The organism is Cellulomonas sp. McL0617, assembly GCF_049994875.1.
Classification (GTDB): Bacteria; Actinomycetota; Actinomycetes; order Actinomycetales; family Cellulomonadaceae; genus Cellulomonas.
On sequence record NZ_CP188256.1, the window covers coordinates 2166101 to 2184396 of the forward strand.

Annotated in this window: 16 protein-coding genes and 4 tRNA genes; 10 read left to right on the forward strand and 10 right to left on the reverse strand. The window is 71.4% G+C overall.

Translation table 11 applies throughout. The features are described from left to right. Positions 1-3: 3 nt before the first annotated feature. The 3 genes from ACPPVS_RS09830 to ACPPVS_RS09840 all read right to left on the reverse strand — a co-directional run bounded on the left by ACPPVS_RS09830 (position 4) and on the right by ACPPVS_RS09840 (position 2783). Positions 4-561, reverse strand: coding sequence for an HIT family protein (locus ACPPVS_RS09830; protein WP_426592092.1), 558 nt, complete (start codon positions 559-561; stop codon positions 4-6). 3 nt (positions 562-564) lie between these two features. Beyond that, complete coding sequence (thrS, locus tag ACPPVS_RS09835; protein ID WP_426592093.1) at positions 565-2577, reverse strand: threonine--tRNA ligase; 2013 nt, start codon at positions 2575-2577, stop codon at positions 565-567. Positions 2578-2710: 133 nt separating this feature from the next. Then, positions 2711-2783, reverse strand: a tRNA-Val gene (locus ACPPVS_RS09840). 335 nt (positions 2784-3118) lie between these two features. Here ACPPVS_RS09840 and ACPPVS_RS09845 point away from each other — a divergent pair. Continuing rightward, on the forward strand, positions 3119-3547 hold the full coding sequence (locus ACPPVS_RS09845; protein ID WP_426592094.1) for an SsgA family sporulation/cell division regulator: 429 nt from the start codon (positions 3119-3121) through the stop codon (positions 3545-3547). A 69-nt stretch (positions 3548-3616) separates the two neighbouring features. Here ACPPVS_RS09845 and ACPPVS_RS09850 read toward each other — a convergent pair whose 3' ends face one another. Both ACPPVS_RS09850 and ACPPVS_RS09855 read right to left on the reverse strand, forming a co-directional pair. Next, positions 3617-4480 (reverse strand): aminotransferase class IV, encoded by an 864-nt coding sequence (locus ACPPVS_RS09850; RefSeq protein ID WP_426592095.1) that lies wholly within the window; start codon positions 4478-4480, stop codon positions 3617-3619. 4 nt (positions 4481-4484) lie between these two features. Beyond that, complete coding sequence (locus ACPPVS_RS09855; RefSeq protein WP_426592096.1) at positions 4485-5564, reverse strand: chorismate-binding protein; 1080 nt, start codon at positions 5562-5564, stop codon at positions 4485-4487. Between the two features lie 133 nt (positions 5565-5697). Between ACPPVS_RS09855 and ACPPVS_RS09860 the strand changes: the two genes are divergently transcribed. The 4 genes from ACPPVS_RS09860 to ACPPVS_RS09875 all read left to right on the forward strand — a co-directional run bounded on the left by ACPPVS_RS09860 (position 5698) and on the right by ACPPVS_RS09875 (position 6915). After that, positions 5698-5769 (forward strand) — tRNA-Gly (locus tag ACPPVS_RS09860). Between the two features lie 52 nt (positions 5770-5821). After that, positions 5822-5892, forward strand: a tRNA-Cys gene (locus tag ACPPVS_RS09865). A gap of 40 nt (positions 5893-5932) precedes the next feature. Beyond that, positions 5933-6007: transfer RNA gene (locus ACPPVS_RS09870), tRNA-Val, on the forward strand. 107 nt (positions 6008-6114) lie between these two features. Then, complete coding sequence (locus ACPPVS_RS09875) at positions 6115-6915, forward strand: isocitrate lyase/PEP mutase family protein (protein WP_426592097.1); 801 nt, start codon at positions 6115-6117, stop codon at positions 6913-6915. Positions 6916-6978: 63 nt separating this feature from the next. Here the strand turns inward: ACPPVS_RS09875 and ACPPVS_RS09880 are convergent, their stop codons facing one another. Further along, the gene (locus ACPPVS_RS09880) at positions 6979-7344 is read right to left on the reverse strand and encodes a nuclear transport factor 2 family protein (protein WP_426592098.1); all 366 of its coding nucleotides are present in this window, start codon (positions 7342-7344) and stop codon (positions 6979-6981) included. A gap of 12 nt (positions 7345-7356) precedes the next feature. Beyond that, entirely contained in the window at positions 7357-8445 is a 1089-nt protein-coding gene (locus ACPPVS_RS09885; protein ID WP_426592099.1) for a class I SAM-dependent methyltransferase, read from the reverse strand. A 104-nt stretch (positions 8446-8549) separates the two neighbouring features. Here ACPPVS_RS09885 and ACPPVS_RS09890 point away from each other — a divergent pair, with 104 nt between their 5' ends. Together ACPPVS_RS09890 and ACPPVS_RS09895 are read left to right on the forward strand one after the other, a co-directional pair. After that, positions 8550-11633, forward strand: a complete 3084-nt coding sequence (locus tag ACPPVS_RS09890) for an ATP-binding protein (protein ID WP_426592100.1) — start codon at positions 8550-8552, stop codon at positions 11631-11633. A gap of 5 nt (positions 11634-11638) precedes the next feature. Next, entirely contained in the window at positions 11639-12025 is a 387-nt protein-coding gene (locus tag ACPPVS_RS09895) for an SRPBCC family protein (protein WP_426595940.1), read from the forward strand. A 262-nt stretch (positions 12026-12287) separates the two neighbouring features. Here ACPPVS_RS09895 and ACPPVS_RS09900 read toward each other — a convergent pair whose 3' ends face one another. Both ACPPVS_RS09900 and ACPPVS_RS09905 read right to left on the reverse strand, forming a co-directional pair. Then, positions 12288-13274: a glycoside hydrolase family 43 protein gene (locus ACPPVS_RS09900; protein ID WP_426592101.1), complete on the reverse strand. Its 987-nt coding sequence runs from the start codon at positions 13272-13274 to the stop codon at positions 12288-12290. 507 nt (positions 13275-13781) lie between these two features. After that, on the reverse strand, positions 13782-14501 hold the full coding sequence (locus tag ACPPVS_RS09905; protein WP_426592102.1) for an MBL fold metallo-hydrolase: 720 nt from the start codon (positions 14499-14501) through the stop codon (positions 13782-13784). Positions 14502-14581: 80 nt separating this feature from the next. On the opposite strand from ACPPVS_RS09905, the gene ACPPVS_RS09910 reads away from it, so the two are divergent. From ACPPVS_RS09910 to ACPPVS_RS09920, 3 genes are all read left to right on the forward strand, one after another. After that, on the forward strand, positions 14582-15175 hold the full coding sequence (locus tag ACPPVS_RS09910; RefSeq protein ID WP_426592103.1) for a TetR/AcrR family transcriptional regulator: 594 nt from the start codon (positions 14582-14584) through the stop codon (positions 15173-15175). A gap of 289 nt (positions 15176-15464) precedes the next feature. Beyond that, entirely contained in the window at positions 15465-17120 is a 1656-nt protein-coding gene (locus ACPPVS_RS09915; protein ID WP_426592104.1) for a M28 family peptidase, read from the forward strand. Positions 17121-17172: 52 nt separating this feature from the next. Next, on the forward strand, positions 17173-17439 hold the full coding sequence (locus ACPPVS_RS09920) for a hypothetical protein (RefSeq protein WP_426592105.1): 267 nt from the start codon (positions 17173-17175) through the stop codon (positions 17437-17439). Here ACPPVS_RS09920 and ACPPVS_RS09925 read toward each other — a convergent pair. Beyond that, positions 17420-18184 carry a MerR family transcriptional regulator gene (locus ACPPVS_RS09925; protein ID WP_426592106.1) on the reverse strand — a complete coding sequence of 255 codons (765 nt, stop codon included), beginning with the start codon at positions 18182-18184 and terminating at the stop codon, positions 17420-17422. The genes ACPPVS_RS09920 and ACPPVS_RS09925 overlap by 20 nt on opposite strands. Between the last annotated feature and the right edge of the window lie 112 nt (positions 18185-18296).

The following is an 18296-nucleotide window of genomic DNA, read 5'->3' on the forward strand; positions in this document are numbered from 1 at the left end:
CGATCATCCCTTCGCTCCGTCCCGCCACGCCGCTGCGAGGCGCTCCCGCGTGTCGCCGAGGAGCTCGGGCAGTGCCCGGCTCCGGCCGACGATCGGCAGGAAGTTGGAGTCGCCGCCCCAGCGCGGGACGACGTGCTGGTGCAGGTGGGCCGCGATGCCCGCGCCCGCGACGTCGCCCTGGTTCATGCCGAGGTTGAACCCGTGCGGGCCGGACACGGTGCGCAGCACCGTCATCGCCGTCCGGGTCATCGAGGCGACCTCGGCCACCTCCGCCTCCGTCAGCTCCGTGTAGTCGGCGACGTGCCGGTACGGGCAGACCATCAGGTGGCCGGAGTTGTACGGATAGAGGTTGAGCACGACGAAGGCGACCTCGCCGCGCGCGACGATCAGCGCGTCCTCGTCGCTCCGCGTCGGCGCACGGCAGAACGGGCAGCCGGGGCCGGCCTCACGGTCGGTCGGCTTGTCCTGCCCGCCGATGTACGCCATCCGGTGCGGCGTCCACAGCCGCTCGAAGCCGTCGGGCACGCCGGCGAAGTCGTCAGCAGGCTCGGTGTCGGGCACGCGTCAGACCTGGACCCGATCGCGCACCGCGGCCACGATCCGCTCGATCGCCTCCGCCACCGGCACCCCGTTGTCCTGGTGCCCGTCGCGGTAACGGAACGACACCGCGCCGGCCTCCGAGTCCTCGCCACCGGCGATGAGCACGAACGGGATCTTCTGCGTGCTGGCGTTGCGGATCTTCTTGCCGAACCGGTCGTCGGAACGGTCCACCTCGGCCCGGATGCCCTGCGCTCGCAGCTGCGCGACGACGTCGTCCAGGTACGGCTCGAACGGCTCGGCCACCGGGACGGCCAGCACCTGGACGGGTGCGAGCCACGCCGGGAAGGCGCCGCCGTAGTGCTCGGTCAGCACGGCGAAGAACCGCTCGACCGAGCCGAAGAGGGCACGGTGGATCATGACCGGACGCTGGCGGCTGCCGTCGGACGCGGTGTACTCGAGCTCGAACCGCTCCGGCAGGTTGAAGTCGAGCTGGATGGTCGACATCTGCCAGGTCCGCCCGAGGGCGTCCTTGACCTGCACCGAGATCTTCGGACCGTAGAACGCGGCACCGCCCGGGTCCGGCACCAGGTCCAGCCCGGAGGCCTCGGCAACCGCGCGCAGGGTCTCGGTGGCCTCGTCCCAGACCTCGTCGGAACCCACGAACTTCTCGGGGTTCTTGGTCGAGAGCTCCAGGTAGTAGTCGTCGAGCCCGTAGTCCTTGAGCAGGTCGAGGACGAACGTGAGGGTCGTCGTGAGCTCGTCTGCCATCTGCTCGCGGGTGCAGTAGATGTGGGCATCGTCCTGGGTGAACCCGCGGGCCCTGGTCATGCCGTGCACCACGCCGGACTTCTCGTACCGGTACACGGTGCCGAACTCGAACAGCCGCAGCGGCAGCTCGCGGTACGAGCGACCGCGCGCCGCGAAGATCAGGTTGTGCATCGGGCAGTTCATCGGCTTGAGGTAGTACTGCTGCCCCGCCTTCCGGATGTTCCCCTCGGCGTCGCGCTCCTCGTCCAGGGTCATCGGGGGGTACATGCCCTCCGAGTACCAGTCGAGGTGCCCCGAGACCTCGTACAGCTTGCTCTTGGTGATGTGCGGGGTGTTCACGAACTCGTACCCGCCCTGCACGTGCCGCAGCCGGCTGTAGTGCTCCATCTCCATGCGGATCACGCCGCCCTTGGGGTGGAACACGGCCAGGCCCGAGCCGATCTCCTCCGGGAAGGAGAACAGGTCGAGCTCCGTGCCCAGCCGACGGTGGTCGCGACGCTCCGCCTCCGCGATGCGCTCGAGGTAGGCACGCAGCTCGTCCTTCGTCGGCCAGGCCGTGCCGTACACGCGCTGCAGCTGCGGGTTCTTCTCGCTGCCACGCCAGTAGGCGGCGGCGGACCGGGTCAGCTGGAACCCGTTGCCCAGCATCCGGGTGCTCGGGACGTGCGGGCCGCGGCACAGGTCCTGCCAGACGACCTGCTCGGTCTCCCGGCCGGCTCCGCGCACGTTCTGGTAGATGCTCAGCCCGCCCAGGCCCACCTCCACCGAGGCACCCTCGGCCGCGCCCGGGTCGCCCTTGAGCCCGATCAGCTCGAGCTTGTACGGCTCCTCGCGCATCTGCTCGCGCGCCTCGTCCTCGGTGACGTCCCAGCGACGGAAGGTCTGGCCCTCCTTCACGATCCGGCCCATGACCTTCTCGATCGACTTGAGGTCTTCCGGGGTGAACGGGACGTCCACGTCGAAGTCGTAGTAGAAGCCGTCGGTGATCGGCGGACCGATGCCGAGCTTTGCCTGGGGAACCACTTCTTGGACGGCCTGCGCGAGCACGTGCGCCGCCGAGTGCCGCAGCACGGCCAGGCCGTCGGGCTCGTCGATGGTCACGGCCTCGACCACCGCTCCGCCGGGCAGCGGCAGGTGCAGGTCGCGCAGCTCGCCGTCCACGCGGACGACCACGACGTCTCGCCGGGCGGAGTACAGGTCGGTACCCGTCGTCCCCGGCTCCACCGTGGTCGCGATCCCGTCGACGGTGAGGGTGATGAGCTCGGGCACCGGTACTGCCTCCTTCGTGGCGGCCCGCCCAGGCGGCGGGCCACTCGATGTTACCGGCGGGGACGACGCCCGCCCGACGGGTTATAGGACGCCAGAAGGGGCCGGCCCGTGGGCCGACCCCTTCTGATGAACGTGGGCGATACCGGACTCGAACCGATGACCTCCTCGGTGTGAACGAGGCGCTCTACCAACTGAGCCAATCGCCCATCTCCCGCCGCCGCAGTCGGTGCGACACGCCGTGGCGCGTCCGACCGGCACCACCAGCGGGTGATGTCCAGGGAATGCTACCCGGCCCTCGCCGAGAATCCGAACCAGCCTGCGGTCCAGGCACGCGTTCGGGCGACTGTGCAGGCCACCCGGGCGCGATTCGGACATGTTCGCGCTCCCATCGCCACGTCCGAGTCAATGACACAGGGGGTGCTGTGACCCATCGCCCGTTCGGGAGCGCGTCCCTCCGGGTGAACTAGGGGTCGGTACCGGTCCAATCCGGCATTCGTCCTGCCATGATGGTGCCTCCAGCCCTTGCGAATAGGAGGACCCGATGACGAGCTCGACCTACGACGTCGTCGAGGTCGTCGCCATGCAGCTCATCGGATCCGACGCGAGCGTCATCCCGGTGAGCGCGGAGTTCTCGTTCCGAACCACGGATCCGTACACGGTGCGCGCGGTCTTCACGGGCCCGCACACCATGTCGACGTGGCTTGTCGGACGCGAGTTGCTCGCCCTGGGTATGCACGCGACTGCCGAAGCACCGGCGGGCACGGGCGACGTCCAGGTGTGGCGAGACGAAGACCCCGACTACACGCTCGTATCGCTCAGCGGTGTCGAGGGCAGCGCGCTGCTCGCCGCGCCCACCGAGCCGATCGAACGGTTCCTCTCCGGCACCGAGGCGCTGGTGCCTCTGGGCACCGAGAGCGACCGCATGGAAGGCGAGATCACGGCGCTGATCGCCGCGCTCCTCACCGCCTGACGTCATCGTCCGACGACCGGTTCCGCATCCGCGGGGCCGGTCGTTCACATGTCCGGGGCCCGCTCCGGATCACGGGTCGAGGTCGTCCCCGAGGCGCTTCTGGAAGAGACGCTGCGCCTCCAGCGACACGGGGCCGGGCTCGACCGCGGCACCGTCCAGGCTGACGACGGGCGAGACGTTGCGGATCGAGCCGCTCATCATGAGGTTCGCGGTGCCCTCGGCAACCCGGTCCAGCACGTCGTAGCGGAGCTCCCCGGCTGCGGCCTCCCGGACGGGCAGCCCCTCCTGCACCGACCACTCGAGCAGGAGCTCACGCGTGATGCCCGCCAGGCAGCCGCTGGACAGCGGGGGCGTCAGCAGCTCGCCGTCGCGCTCCACGAACGCGTTGGAGGCCGTGCCCTCGCACAGCTCACCCACCGTGTTCGCCAGGATCGCCTCGTCGGCCCCCTGCCGGTACGCCTCGGCGACCGCGACGACGTTCTCCGCGTACGAGGTCGTCTTGAGGCCGGCGACGGCTGAGCGCTCGTTGCGCACCCACGGGACGCGGACGACGCGCGAGACGGATGTCGGCACGGCCGGGCCCGCCAGGACGAGCAGCGTCTGGTGCTGCTCGTCGGCGGGGAACCTGTTCGAGCCCAGGGGGCCGACGCCCCCCGTCAGCGTGATCCGGAGCCGGCCGACGTCCGGACCGCCGGCGGCAAGGACCGTCGCGACGCCTTCGCGCACGGCGTCGAGGTCGGGCTCACCGAGCCCCAGACCGAGCGCCGAGCGACGCAGGCGACGCAGGTGCCGGGTCAGGGCGAACGCGGCACCGCCGTACACGGCGCACGTCTCGAAGACCCCGTCGCCGACCGTCAGGCCGTGGTCGACACCGGTGACCAGGGGCTCGTCGGGAGAGAACAGACGACCGTCGGACCAGACCACCACGCTCATCGCGTCAGTGTGTCACCGGCCCGACGTCGACGTTGGACGCCAGGCCGACGAGCCGCGCGGCCTTGAGCTCGGTCTCCGCCCACTCGTCCTGCGGGTCGCTCCCCCACGTGATCCCGGCGCCGGTGCCGAACCGCAGGACACCGTCGGACCACCAGAACGTCCGGATGCCCACCGCCAGCTCCGCCCGGACGCCCCCGGCCTCGTCGACCGAGATCCACCCCACGGCACCGCAGTACGGCCCCCGGGTCGCCCGCTCGAGCGACTCGATGATGCGCAGCGCGGCCGCCTTGGGCGCCCCCGAGACGGATCCCGGCGGGTATGTCGCGTCGAGCAGGCGCGCCCACAGGTCCGGGGCCCCGACGACCGCCGGGTCCAGGACCCCCTGAACGGTCGAGACGAGGTGGACGAGCCCGGGGTGACGTTCCTCACCCAGCAGCGTGGTCACCTCGACCGTTCCCGGCGTGCACACCCGCTGCAGGTCGTTGCGGACCAGGTCGGTGATCATGACGTTCTCCGCGCGGTCCTTGGCGGTCAACCCGTCCGCCGTCACGGCCGTGCCCTTGATCGGCCCCGACGTGACGACCCCGTCGGCCACCCGCAGGAACAGCTCGGGGCTCGCCGTGACCACCCACACGGGCTCGTGCGCACTGCCCACGGGTACGTGCACCCCGCCGGCGAACGGTGCCGGGTTGCCCGCGTCCAGCACCGCCGCCAGGGCACGCGCGTCCGGCTCGTCGGGAAGGGGCGCGGACAGCACCCGGCAGAGGTTCGCCTGGTAGACGCCCCCTTCTCGGATGTGGTCGCGCACGGCGTCGACCGCGCTCACGTACTCGTCGCGGTCCAGCGACGACGTCCACGAGGTGGCGTCCGGGCCGAGCCACGGATCCGCTGCGGGGGCCGGTGCCGGTCGCACGGTCGCGAACCGCCAGGCCCGGACCCGTCCCTCGAAGTCCCCGACGACGGCCCACCACCCGGGGCCGAGCCGCTCGGGCTGCGCCCGCAGGTCGATGACGTCGACCAGGTCCGTCGCCACGACCCCCGAGAACCAGGCGCTCCCGGGGGCTCGGACGGATCTCTCGGGCACCCGCACACGCTACAGACCCCGGCAGATCCGCACGGTCATGGGCCCCCCGTGAGCCAGTTGGACTCTCGCCGACGTCGTCAGTTAGAGTTCGGGACGCACACGGAGCACCGGTGAAAATCGGCGGACGTGCTGTGCGGACGTGGCTCAGTGGTAGAGCATCACCTTGCCAAGGTGAGGGTCGCGGGTTCGAATCCCGTCGTCCGCTCGGAGGCAGACATCCTGATCGGCCCGCCGGCCGCTCTGGACTGCGGTCTCAGGGTGGAGTGGCCGAGAGGCGAGGCAGCGGCCTGCAAAGCCGTATACGTGGGTTCGAATCCCATCTCCACCTCGTAGGACATCAGCAGTTGTTGTGCCCCGGACTTACCCCCGGGCGATTGGCGCAGCGGTAGCGCGCTTCCCTGACACGGAAGAGGTCACTGGTTCGATCCCAGTATCGCCCACCAGCATCACTGCAGATCAGAGGCTGTTTCGGATCACTCCGGGACGGCCTCTTTCTGTTCCATCACACGGCCGAGGAGCGCGGGGACGGGCGATCGCGGACCATGGGGTGATGCCCACCAAGGCTGCCACCCTCCTTGCCATGCACGCCGGTCCGGGCTTCGTGATCCCCAACGCCTGGGACGCGGGGTCCGCCCGGATCCTCGAGGGCCTCGGGTTCCCGGTGATCGCGACGACCAGCGCGGGCATCGCCTGGTCGTGCGGCGTGCCCGACGGTGGGGCGCTGGACCTCGACACCATGCTCGAGCACGTCGGTCGCATCGTGGCAGCGGTCCGCGTGCCGGTGAGCGCCGACCTCGAGGCCGGGTACGGCGACACCGACGACGATGTCGCGCGCACCGTGGCCCGTGCCGTGGGGCTCGGAGCGGTGGGCGGCAACCTGGAGGACGCCGTCGACGGCGGGCTCTTCGGCATCGACGAGGCCGTCGAGCGCGTCGCGGCCGCACGCGCTGCCGCACCCCAGGGCACCTTCGTCCTGAACGCACGCACTGACACCTACTTCGTAGGCACGTCGGGCGACCCGTTCGCCGAGACCGTCGAGCGCGCGACCCGCTTCCTCGACGCGGGGGCCGACTGCGTCTTCGTGCCCGGTGTGGTGGAGCAGGACGCGATTCGCCGGCTCGCCGTCGCGATCCCCGGTCCGCTGAACGTGGTGGCGGGTCTGGCGAACACCATCGACGCTCGCACGCTCTTCTCGCTCGGCGTCACGCGGGTCAGCCTGGGCGGCAGCCTCGCGCGAGCGGCACTGAGCACGCTCGAGCGGGCCGCGCGGGAGCTGCTCGACTCCGGCACCCTGGACTTCCTCGACGGCGCGATCGCCTTCGGCGACCTCCAGCGCCGCTTCGCGCCCTGATCGTCGTGCGCCGGACGAGGCCGCCCTCAGCGGGGGCGGCCCGGTCCGGGCCCGGTCCTGGTCCTAGTCCCAGGTCTGGACGATGGTCTGCCGGACGATCAGGCCGCGTTCCAGGGTGGCGACGGCGGCGCACACCACGCGCGTGCCGTCCGGGTAGCGGCAGTGTTGGGTGAACGCGATGCCGCCGTCGGTCGCGACGGCGTCGCGCACCTCGTGGTTCACGTTGCGGCCGCAGACGTCGCGGAAGTAGGTGCGGATCGCGTCGCGCCCGCTGATCAGCTGGGGGCTCGACGGCGGGTGGTCGCGGTCGAGCAGCGTGAGGGTGGCGCCCTCCGCGTACCGGGCGGCGATGGCGTCGGCGTCCAGACCCTCGATCGCCCGGGTGAGGGCGGCGAGCTCGACGGTCGTGGTGGTGTCGGTGGTGGTCATGATGCTTCTCCTTCAGGGTCGGGCTTCGATGATGAGGTTGACGGGTGAGGTGATCGCGACGCGGACGCGCGTGAAGCCGGCGTCGCGCAGGACCGCGGTGAGCGCGGCAGGACCGGCCTGCGCACCGAGGGCTCGCCCACCGGGCTGGGCGAGGGACGAGGGCGTGCAGACCAGGGTCGAGGCGCCGTAGAACACCCGGCCCAGCGGGTGCAGGTTGTCCTCGATGTGGTCCCCGGCCATCGGTTCGACGACCATGAGGGTGCCGTCGTCGGAGAGGGCGCGCAGCGCGGCGCGTGCTGCGGCGTGCGGGTCGCCCATGTCGTGCAGGCAGTCGAACATCGTCACCAGGGCAGCGCGCCCGGGCGGCAGCTCGGTGGCGTCGGCGACCTCGAACCGGGTCCGGCCGGCGACGCCGGCCTCCTCGGCCCGCACTCGTGCCGTCCGGATCGAGGGCTCGTGGTAGTCCAGCCCCAGGAACCGCGACTCGGGGAACGCTTCGGCCATGAGGGTCGTGGAGGCGCCGTGGCCGCAGCCGACGTCGACGACCTCCGCGCCACTGCGCAGCCTGTCGACGACTCCGTCGAGGGCGGGGAGCCAGGTGCCGGTCAGGTTGGCGACGTAACCGGGCCGGAAGAACCGCTCCGTCCCGGAGAACAGGCCGTCGTCGTGCTCGTGCCACCCGAAGCCGGCCCCGGTGCGGAACCGGTCCTCGATCGCGGACACGTCCCGCAAGACACCGAGCGCGAGCTCCATGCTGCCCGGGAAGAAGGCCGGGCTGTCCGGGTCGGCAAGGGCCGCCTCCTGCTCGGGCGTCATCGACCAGGTCCGGGTGGCCGGGTCGTACACCACGTAGCCACCGGCGGCCTGGTTCGCGAGCCACGGGGCGAGGTAGACCGCGGCGGTGCCCGTGCGTGCGGCGAGCTCGTCTGTGGTCACCGGCTCGCCGCCGCGCAGGGCGCGATAGAGCCCGAGCCGGTCGCCGATGACGACGAGGGCGGCGCTGACGGTGGCACCGAGGTCGCCGATCATCTGGCCGAGGAACGCGTCGAGCCTCGCCGGGTCGACCTCGCGGCGCCTGACGAGAGGAAGGGTCTGAACCATGGTCGTGTCCTTTCGGAAGGAGATGTGACCAGACTCGGGCGGCGCCGTCGGAGCTCCGTCAAAGGCCCGTCAACGGCTCCGGACGCGGGGCTACGCTGAATTTCGTGCTGCGGCTCTGGATCCTCGGCCCGATGGCGGCCGCGAGGGACGACGTCCCGCTCGGGATGCCGACGAGCGAGCGCGCGCGGGCACTGATCGGCTGGTTGGCACTGCACCCGGGACCCCGTCGGCGGACCGATGTCGCGGCCCTGCTGTGGCCCACGACCGACCCGGAGCGGGCCCGGGCGAACCTGCGGACGGCGATCTGGGCGACCCATCGGACGTGGGGCGAGCCGGCGGTCGAGGCGACACGGTCGACGGTCGCGCTCGTCGACGGCACGTGGGTCGACGCGACCGACGACCCGGCGGCGGAGGGCGAGCTCCTGCCGGGCCTGGACGACGAGTGGGTGGTGACCGCGCGCGAGGAGCGGGAGCGATCGATCGTGTCGCGGCTCGTCGAGGAGGCCGAGACCGCCGAGGTCGAGGGCGACCTCGCGGCCGCCGTGCGGCTCTCGGAACGTGTCTGCCGCCTGGCTCCGTACGACGAGGGGGCGCACCGGCTGCTGATCCGACGGCTGCTCCTCGCGGGCGACCGCGCCACCGCGCTCCTGGCGTCCCGGGAGTTCAGCGAACGACTGAGCTCGGAGCTGGGCGTGCGACCCTCGCCCGCGACGCGCGCAGCGCACGCGGCCGCTGACGCAGGCGTTCACGAGTCCCCACGACCGAGGTTGTACGGGCGAGCCGACGAGGTGGCGCGGCTCACGGCGACGTGGCGGTCCGCGTCGCGCGGCGGCGGGCGCGTGGCCGTGATCACCGGAGAGGCCGGCATCGGCAAGTCCAGCCTGCTGGCCGAGCTTGCGCATCGCGTGGAGGCCTCCGGCGGACGGTCCAGCGTCGCCCTCGGCGTCGACGCGCCGGTCCAGACGCCGTTCGCCGCCTGGCTCGAGGTCTGCCAGGGGCTGGTGGCGACAGCCCAGCCCGTCCCCGCGCAGGCGACCTGGCCCGTCGAGCTCAACCGGCTGTCCGACGGCCTGGGGACACGCCTCGGCCACCCCGGGCTGCCGCCGTCGGTCACCGCGCCGGAGCTCGAGCGACTGCGGGTGTTCGAGTCGGTGCTCCGCCTCGTGGAGTGGTCGTGCGCCGACCGGCCCACCATGATCGCGCTCGACGACGCCCACCGGGTCGACCGGACGAGCATGAAGCTGACCGGCCACATCGGACGACACATCGCCAGGCTTCCGCTGCTCCTGGTCCTGACGATCCGCGACGGAGCCCCCAGCGCCGAGGCGGACGCCATGATCGCGGACCTGGCCGGCCGAGGAGTCCCGGTCGAGTCGTACGCGCTCGAACCGCTCGAGGAGCGCGCCGTCGCAGCGCTCGTGAGCTCGCTGCACCCGCTCGGACACGACGTCCTCGACCGCGTCGTCGCCGCCGCGGAGGGCAACCCGCTGCTGGCCGTCGAGTCGGCCCGCGCCGTCGTCGCCGGGGGCGAGGGACCGCCGGCCAACCTGCGGATCGGCGTCCGCGCGTCCCTGGGCCGGCTACCACCGAACGCGACGCAGCTCGCCCAGTTGCTCGCGGTCGCCGGTCAGCCGCTGTCGCCTGCCGAGCTCGACCGCCTCGAGGTCCCCGAGATCGCGGAGGCGGAGGATGCGGCGACGGCCGAGGGGCTCCTGGTCCGGCGCGGGGCGCGCCTCGGATTCCGTCACGACCTGCTGCGCGACGCGGTCTACGCCGAGGTCCGGAACACCACGCGCCTGCACGACCGCATCGCGAGCTCCCTGGATCCGACGCGCCACGCGGACGTGGCCCGTCACCTGGCGTCGGCCGGCCGGGAGCTCGACGCGGCGCGCTCCTGGGCAGCGGCAGCGGCAGCGGCGCGGGCGGTGGGAGCCCTCGACGAGGCACGGGAGTTCCTCGTTGCCGCCGCCGCGCTGACCCCCGACGACGGAGCGCTGTGGCTCGAGCTCGAGGAGATCGACGCGTGGGCGGGACGCCACGCGGACACGGAGGCAGCCTGGTCGAAGGCGCTGGCGCTCCTGCCCGAGGACCAGCTGCCGGCGGCGTGGTGCAGACGCGGACGGCAGTTCCGCTCGGTGGTCTGCAACCCCGAGAGGTCCCGGCTCGCGTACCGGTCGGCCCTCGGTCTCCTCCCCCAGGACGGCGAGTCGCGGGTGCGTGCGGACGTCCTCATCGGCCTCGCGTGGGGAGAGGCCGTCGCAGGCTCCGGCGCTGACTTCGAGGGGCTGCTGGCGGGCGCCGAGAGCCTCAGCCCCACCCCGCAGGATTCTTTGCGGGCGTCGGACATCGCGGAGATCCGGATGCTGGGTCTGATCAGGGCCGGACGGTTCGCGGACGCGGTCGACGTCGCGCTGACGGCGGCACCCTATGCGGGGTCGTCTCGGTCGCCGGACCGCGCGTTCGCCCTGCTCACCAACGCGGCCTGCGCGCTGACCTGCATGGGCGATCACGAACGAGCTCTCGCACTGGCCGACCGGGCCGTGGAGGCGACCCGCACGGTGCCCTCGGTCCTCCTGGGCAGCCTGGCCGCTCGGGCGCAGATCCTCGCCAGGCTGGGTCGACACGAGGAGGCCCTCGCCACCGTCCGACGTCAGCAGGACCTCGCCGACCGGCTCGACGACCCGGCACTCAGCGCGACGGCCGCACACGACGCCGGACTGGTCGCACTCGCGGCCGGCAGGCACGCCGAGGCCGCCGAGCTCCTGGCCCAGGCGCTCGCCCTGCGGGCTCCGGTGAGCCGACCGGGCGCCGCCCTCCGCCGCGCCGAGGCCCTCGCGCTCGACGGCCGTCCGACCGAGGCGGCCGAGCAGCTCCGCGCCGCGGTCGTCGAACCCGTGCGTCCCGCGGACCAGCCGTGGGCGCTGGTCCCCCGCATCGCGTTCGTCCAGGCCCTGATCGCGCTGGCGCGCGGCGACGAGGCCCTGGCGACGAGGCGCCTGGACGAGTCGGCCGACGCCTGGTCGCGAGTGCTGGACACGAGCGGACCGGCCGACGGGGACGTCTACCTCTCGAGCCTGGTGGACCTCGGCCGACCGCCCGTGATCGGCCTCGTCGAGCCCGCCCGCGAGCTCGCCCGGATCGACGACCTGCGGCTGACGATCGCCGCCCCGAGCCCCCAGCCGGTGTGACCGAGATGCCGTCGTTCGCGCTGACCGCCCACGCCGCCGCCCCGGTCGAGGAGGTGTGGAAGCTCCTGCACGACCCGTCCCGCTTCCCGGAGTGGTGGAGCGGCGTGGAGACCGTGCGGACCGGGCCTTCCGACGTCTACACGATGTGGCCCGAGAACTATCCCGACTTCCCCATGGACCAGCGCCTCGACGCCACCCCGGCACCGGGCCGGGTCACCATCTCCTGCCTCGTGTCCGACCTGGTCTTCCGCTGGGAGCTGAGGGCCGACGACGAGGAGACCGACATCGACGTCCACGTCGACATCCCCGAGCTCGAGGCGCACCGGCTCTCGACCCAACGCGAACTGATCCGCGCGTCGATCAACCGGCTGGCGGAGCTCGCCGGGACCTGAACGGAACCTGGACGGCGCTGCCCGCCGGTCACCTGACGGCGACGGTGTCCGCACCCGATCCGTTCGGCACCGGCTCGCTGACGAGCCCCGGGGATCTCCTCGACGCCTGGTAGACCGGCAGTCCGCGTTCTTGCGCGATTGCGACGTCCTGGTCCGAACGCGCGCGCCACGCTCGGCCGCGGTGATCGCCGCGGAAGCACCGGCGGTGCCAGCACCCGCGGCGACCGGGTCATACCATTCGGCGGTCACCACCTGCCGCCTCTCAGGGTTGCTCTCGCCAGGAGTCCGACACTCCGCTTCCCGTGTCGTCCAGGAGTCGGATCCCGTCGTCCGCGACGTCGACGTTCACGAGCTTGACCCGTTCGTCGGGAGTCTCGTTCGGCCAGTGGAAGACCAGTCGCTCGGCACCCTGCGGGTCGGTGAAGATCATCCCGTGGCCGCCGTTGCGTGCCCAGAGCGGTTCGTCCCGTTGGATCCACGGCCCGGCGACCTGCCCGGTCGTCGACAGCGCGACCCCGATGGCGTAGCCCTCCTCACCGAAGCTCGACCAGATCATCAGCAGCGACCCGTTCTCCGAGCGGATCAGGTACGGGCCGTCGGTGAAGAGCGGGTCCTTGGCCAGGTTGAGCTGTTCCGGCGGTTCGACGCCCTCGGGGAACCAGAGCGGCTTGCTCCAGGGTGCGTCCGACGCCTGGAACAAGAGGATCGGCGTGCCGGCGGAGGCCCTGAGGTCGTCGGAGAGCCGGAGAGCGTACATCTCGCCGTCGGCGATCCCAGGCTCGCCTCCGGCGACGCCTTCGGCGCCGCGGCTGTAGACCAGCCAGGGTGTCGCGTCCTCGTCGATGAACAGGGTCCCGTCGAGACAGGGGACGTCTCGCGGCGTCACGGGCCCGTCGCTCCACGGGACGAACGGCCCGATCGGTTCGTCGGCGACAAGGACCTGGATCGCTCGAGGACCAGCCTCCGGAGCCGTGCTAGCCAATGTGGCGAACATGAAGTACCGCCCACCGCGAGCTACGACCTCGGGGGCCCAGAACTGGGTGTCGGCCCAGAACTCGGCGGGCAGCCGGAAAGCAGGGATCGGACCCTCCCATGTCGCGAGGTCGTCGCTGGTGAAGCAGTCGAAGCCCGTGGCCGGCCCGCCCCACAGATTCGTGTCCGTCGTCCCGTACAGCACGTAGCCACCGGAACCGACCTCCAGGATGAACGGGTCCCGCATGCGGATCTCGCTCAACGACTGACTGCTCATCGCCGCTCCTTCGTCGGGCCGTGATGGACGCCTCGGTGCTCAGATTCAGATCGTCGCACCACCGGAACCATGGCTGAGGCTCAACGTGGTCGTGGAGGTGCGTGGTCGTGTCCGGACGACACGTGTTGCACTGCGGCGACACGTCGGGCAGACCTCAGTGCTCGGCGAGTCCGCGCAGTTGGTGAGGCGGCCGGTGCGACGATCACCGCGTGACCACTGACTCACCCTCGCCCCGGAAGCGCGGCAGGACGATGCCCGCGTGGATCGTGGTGGGCGTCGTGGCCGTCCTCGTGGGCGTTGTCGCCGGTCCGGGTCTCGTCCGCATCGTTGGCCTCGTCGGCGGTCTGTGCGCGCTCGCGTACGGAGCCGGGCGATACATCGGGCCACGCGGGCGCGATCGCGAGTAGCTCGACGGTTCACCCGGCCCGGATCGGCACTCGCCTGGGTCCCGTCGACCGGGTGCGGATGGGGTGAGCTACGAGAGCTCGGGCCCGGCCCCACAAGGCGTCAGGACGTGGTCGCTGCCGCGCGCACCCGACGGACGGCCTCCGCCGCGCCGCCGTCCCACGGCGCCCCGTGGCCGGGGAGCACCCACCGGGCCTCGAGCTCCGCGACGTTGTCGAGCGAGTGCAGAGCCTCGGCGGTGTCGTCGGTGAACGGTGCGGGGGCGGGTCCGGTCGCGCCGGTGAGGACGTGCCGCGTGGTCAGGCCGTCGCCGACGAAGACCGCGTCGACGGCGGGCACGTGGATGGCGATGCTCCCCGGCGAGTGTCCGGGCAGCGCCAGCACACGCGGGGACCCCGGCAGGTCGAGGACGTCGCCGTCGTCCACCTCGACGACCTCGGTCAGGTGGTGTGTCTTGGCGGCGCCCTTGCGCATCCCGTAGGCGAGGAAACCGAGCGTGGCACCGAGACGGAACCGGCCCCAGGCCGGCGACGTCTTCTCCGTGCCGCGAGCGCGTGCCGCGTCGGCGCGACCGACGTAGACAGGGATGCCGTTCCGCACCCGCAACCGTTCGGCGAACCCGATGTGGTCGGCGTCTCCGTGCGTGAGGACGATGCCGCGGATGTCGTCGAGCGACCGCCCGAGCGAGGCCAACTCGGCCTCGAGGTCGTTCCAGTGCCCGGGGAGGCCGGCGTCGACGAGCGTCATGCCATCGTCGGTGACGACGAGGTAGCAGGCGACGATGTCGTTGCCGACTCGGTGCAAGCCGGGAGCGAGCCGCATGGTTGTCTCCGTCCGATGTGGTGTGATGGCTACGCTATGTAGCCACGATGGTTAATGTCAATAGCCATGAGGAGCGCGACATGCCTGCACCGGATCGGACCAACCTGCCGGCGATCGTCGTGGCAGCCCGCGCGATCCTTGAGCGGAAGGGCGCCGCGGGGTTGACCATGCAGGCGGTCGCCGAGCAGGTCGGGGTACGTGCGCCGTCCCTCTACAAGCGCGTCGAGGGGCGCGACGAGCTGGTGGGGCTCGTCGTCGAGGCCACTCTGCGCGAGCTCGGCGAGCGGCTCGGGGAGGTGCAGGACGCCACCGCGGGACAGCCCGAAGCGCAAGCGCTGCCGGCGCTGGCCAGGGCCTTCCGCGAGTTCGCGCACACCTACCCCGCCGGTCACGCCATGGCCTTCGGGCCGCTACCGCCCGCCTCGCGACCGGCTCACGACGTCCTGGTCGCGTCGGTGGCCCCGGTGCTGCGGGCGACGACGGCCCTGGTCGGCGACGCCCACGCCCTCGACGCGGCGCGCACCGTGACCGCGTGGGCGAACGGGTTCCTGGCCATGGAGCTGTCCGGTGCGTTCCAGCTCGGCGGGGACGTCACCAGCGCGTTCGACTACGGCGTCACCCTGCTCGTCGACGCACTCGGCCGCCGCCACCCCACCGAGGAGCCGGAGTCCTGACCGCTGTCACCTGGCTGGGGACACAGCCGCAACCGGGGTGAGCGGCCAGATCGCGAACGCTGCTCGTGTGAGCTCTCGGCCTTTGTCCGGTGGCCGTACAGCACGCTGCTCGGTACGGTCGGTTGCATCACAGAGTCCGCACAGGGCCCGCACCGCGGAGCGCCGGACCATGACGCGAGGGCACGGCCTTCAACGGCTCTGATCGCATGCGGGAGTCTGCACCGCAGCACCATCGGAAGGCTCGTCGACGACGACGCCGGCGAGATCCGCCCTCACGAGGGAGCGAACGATGAGCCCAGTACACGGACGACTTCGGGCAGGGCGACTCGCCCTGGTCGCAGCCGTCGCAGTCATGGCGACCTGGGGCCTGCCGGAGGCCGCGTCCAGCGCCGGTGCCACGAGCCCGGCCAAGGACGCCAACCCCACCGCATGCGCCCACCGGGTCAACAACACCCCGCAAAAGCTCGTCAACTGCGTCACCCAGGCCGATCTCTGGGCGCACATGGTCAAGTTCCAGCAGATCGCGGACGCCAATCCCGGCGCCGACGGCCACCCGTCTCGCAACTCGGGCGAACCCGGCTACAAGGCCTCGGCCGACTATGTGGCCGCCGTCATGAGCGCAGCGGGCTATGACGTCACCCTGCAGGAGTACGAGTTCCACTACTTCAGCTTCGTCGGCACCCCCGTGATGCGGGAGGAGTCGCCGACGGCGCGCGACTTCGGGCTGGGCACGGAGTTCAACCCCGGACCGGTCGCCGGTTCGGCGAACGCGCCGCTCCAAGCTGCAGGGGGCATCTTCGTGCCAGCCACCCCCACCCCCAGCTCGGCGAGCGGCTGTACGGCGGCTGACTTCGCCACGTTCATGCCGGGGAACATCGCCCTGATCCAGCGGGGCACGTGCACCTTCGCCCAGAAGGTCGCGAATGCCGAGGCCGCCGGCGCATCCGCCGTCGTCATCTTCAACGAGGGAAACCCAGGCCGTACCGGCCTCTTCTCGGGAACCCTCGCGGGAACGGAAACCGTCCCCGTCCTCTTCACGTCCTACGAGGTGGGCACCCAGCTCCTGGCGCAGTCGGCCCCTGTCCTGACCATCAACGTCCAGGCCATCGACGACCCGAACCGCTCCGACTGGAACGTCATCGCCGACTCCAAGGGCGGCGACCCGAACAACATCCTGGTCGTCGACGCCCACCTCGATGCCATCTACGGCGCCGGGATGCTCGACAACGCTTCGGGCTCGGCGGCGATCCTCGACATCGCCCAACAGCTGCAGAACACCAACACGCGCAACAAGCTGCGCTTCATCTGGTTCGGCGGCGAGGAGCTCGGCCTGCTCGGCTCTGACTTCTACGTCAACACCCTGCCGGCCCAGGAGCTCGCCAAGATCAAGTTCGACCTCGACGCGGACGTCCTGGCGACACCGAACTACGTGGCCGGCGTGATCGACCCGAAGGACGGGGTCGGCCTGTTCGACCGCCAACCCGGCACTCCGACGCCGCCGAGCATCTGGGCGCCGTCGGCGATCGCGCGGGACTACGGGATCGACTACCTCAACTCGATCGGGAAGAACAACATCCTGTTCTCGGCAGACGGTACGGATGCCCTGAGCTTCCAGCTCGCAGGGGTCCCGGCGAGTGGTGTCCTCACCGGCCAGGACTGCTGCAAGCTCGCGTCGGACGTCGACCTCTTCGGCGGCTTTGAGGGCAACTTCGAGGGCACCGTTCCGGGCACCGACGGGGGATGCGTGGACAACCCGTTCCGGTGGTGCGACAACCTCAGCAACAACGACCCTGTGGTGCTGACCTGGATGTCGAAGACCTTTGCCAACATGGTGGGACACATGGCGTACGACACCCAGGTGTTCAGCTCGACCCAGAAGGGCGGGGGCCACGTCAAGAAGCACTCGGGCCCGGTCGCAACGCCCGAGGGGACGGTGACCAGCTGACCCGCGTGCGCACGAAGGTCAGAACGGACCGACCGTCAAACGGTCAACATGGATGCTGCTGCTCTCGCGCGGCGATGTGACGACCACTGTCGGCCACGTCGGCAACGACAAGAGCATGGAGGTCCGGCTCACCGACCGCGAGGCGTCGCCTTCGCCGGCGCGCCCCGCGGTCGTGTGGTGCATGCGTCCGTGGTTCTGCGATGACCGGCGCTGCGCGCGGAGCACGGTCGCGACGCCCGCGCTCGTGGGCCCGAGCGCCCAGCTGGTGGCCGCCGTGATCGACTCGGGGCGCTCACGCCTCAGTCGAGGGCTTTCATGAACGACCACAGGTGTCCCTCGAGGTCGTACGCGCTGTAGACGCGGTACCCGTACGCCCGGTCGACGGGGGCGTCCTGCACGGTTGCGCCTGCCGCGAGCGAGTGCGCGTGGTGGGCGTCGACGTCGTCCACCAGGACGGCGACGGACGCGGTCGAGGCGCCGAGCGATCGGGGCGATGCCAGCCGGTACGACACCTGCTCCGGATGCATCCAGATGACGCCGTCGCCCGCGTACACCTCGCCGTGCACGACCTGCCCGTCACCGTCGCGCGTCAGCTCGCCCGGTACGAGACCGAACGTCCGGACCAACCAGGCGTGTGCGGCGCCGATGTCGGTGTACACCAGCAGCATGATCCGGTGCTGGGCCGAGGGCTCCATCGTGGTCATCGCCTCGACGACGGCCAGCAGGTCGGTGCCGTCCGACGCGAGCGCTCCCGCGACGCGCGACCGCAGCCGCGCGGTCGCCTCGATCCTCTCGTCGAGGGTGGCCAGGTGGGTACGCATCGCCGACGCCAGGTCCCACGCCGGGTCGTCGAGCGCCCGCTGAACCTCTGCCAGCCCCATGCCGAGCCGGCGCAGGAGGCAGATCCGGTAGAGCCGCTCGGCGTCCGCGGCGTCGTACAGCCGGTGGCCGGCGTCGCTTCGCCCCGACGGTGTGAGCAGCCCGATCTGCTCGTAGTAGTGCAGCGTGCGGACCGTCAGCCCGCTCGCCGCCGCCAGCTCGCCCACCCTGTCGCCTGTGTCCATGCACGAGACGCTAGGACCTGACGCGGCGTCAGAGACAAGAGGTCGTTGGCCGAACTTTCCCAAGCCGGTACGCCGGCAGTCGATGCACTTCCCTGCTGAGTACGACCAGGAA

Excerpts from the sequence above, each read along its gene's own strand:
- ACPPVS_RS09845 (WP_426592094.1), top strand. The coding sequence starts at position 3,119 with ATGACGAGCTCGACCTACGACGTCGTCGAGGTCGTCGCCATGCAGCTC.
- ACPPVS_RS09850 (WP_426592095.1), bottom strand. The coding sequence starts at position 4,480 with ATGAGCGTGGTGGTCTGGTCCGACGGTCGTCTGTTCTCTCCCGACGAG.
- ACPPVS_RS09875 (WP_426592097.1), top strand. The coding sequence starts at position 6,115 with ATGCCCACCAAGGCTGCCACCCTCCTTGCCATGCACGCCGGTCCGGGC.
- ACPPVS_RS09880 (WP_426592098.1), bottom strand. The coding sequence starts at position 7,344 with ATGACCACCACCGACACCACCACGACCGTCGAGCTCGCCGCCCTCACC.
- ACPPVS_RS09885 (WP_426592099.1), bottom strand. The coding sequence starts at position 8,445 with ATGGTTCAGACCCTTCCTCTCGTCAGGCGCCGCGAGGTCGACCCGGCG.
- ACPPVS_RS09895 (WP_426595940.1), top strand. The coding sequence starts at position 11,639 with ATGCCGTCGTTCGCGCTGACCGCCCACGCCGCCGCCCCGGTCGAGGAG.
- ACPPVS_RS09900 (WP_426592101.1), bottom strand. The coding sequence starts at position 13,274 with ATGAGCAGTCAGTCGTTGAGCGAGATCCGCATGCGGGACCCGTTCATC.
- ACPPVS_RS09905 (WP_426592102.1), bottom strand. The coding sequence starts at position 14,501 with ATGCGGCTCGCTCCCGGCTTGCACCGAGTCGGCAACGACATCGTCGCC.
- ACPPVS_RS09910 (WP_426592103.1), top strand. The coding sequence starts at position 14,582 with ATGCCTGCACCGGATCGGACCAACCTGCCGGCGATCGTCGTGGCAGCC.
- ACPPVS_RS09915 (WP_426592104.1), top strand. The coding sequence starts at position 15,465 with ATGAGCCCAGTACACGGACGACTTCGGGCAGGGCGACTCGCCCTGGTC.
- ACPPVS_RS09920 (WP_426592105.1), top strand. The coding sequence starts at position 17,173 with ATGCTGCTGCTCTCGCGCGGCGATGTGACGACCACTGTCGGCCACGTC.
- ACPPVS_RS09925 (WP_426592106.1), bottom strand. The coding sequence starts at position 18,184 with ATGGACACAGGCGACAGGGTGGGCGAGCTGGCGGCGGCGAGCGGGCTG.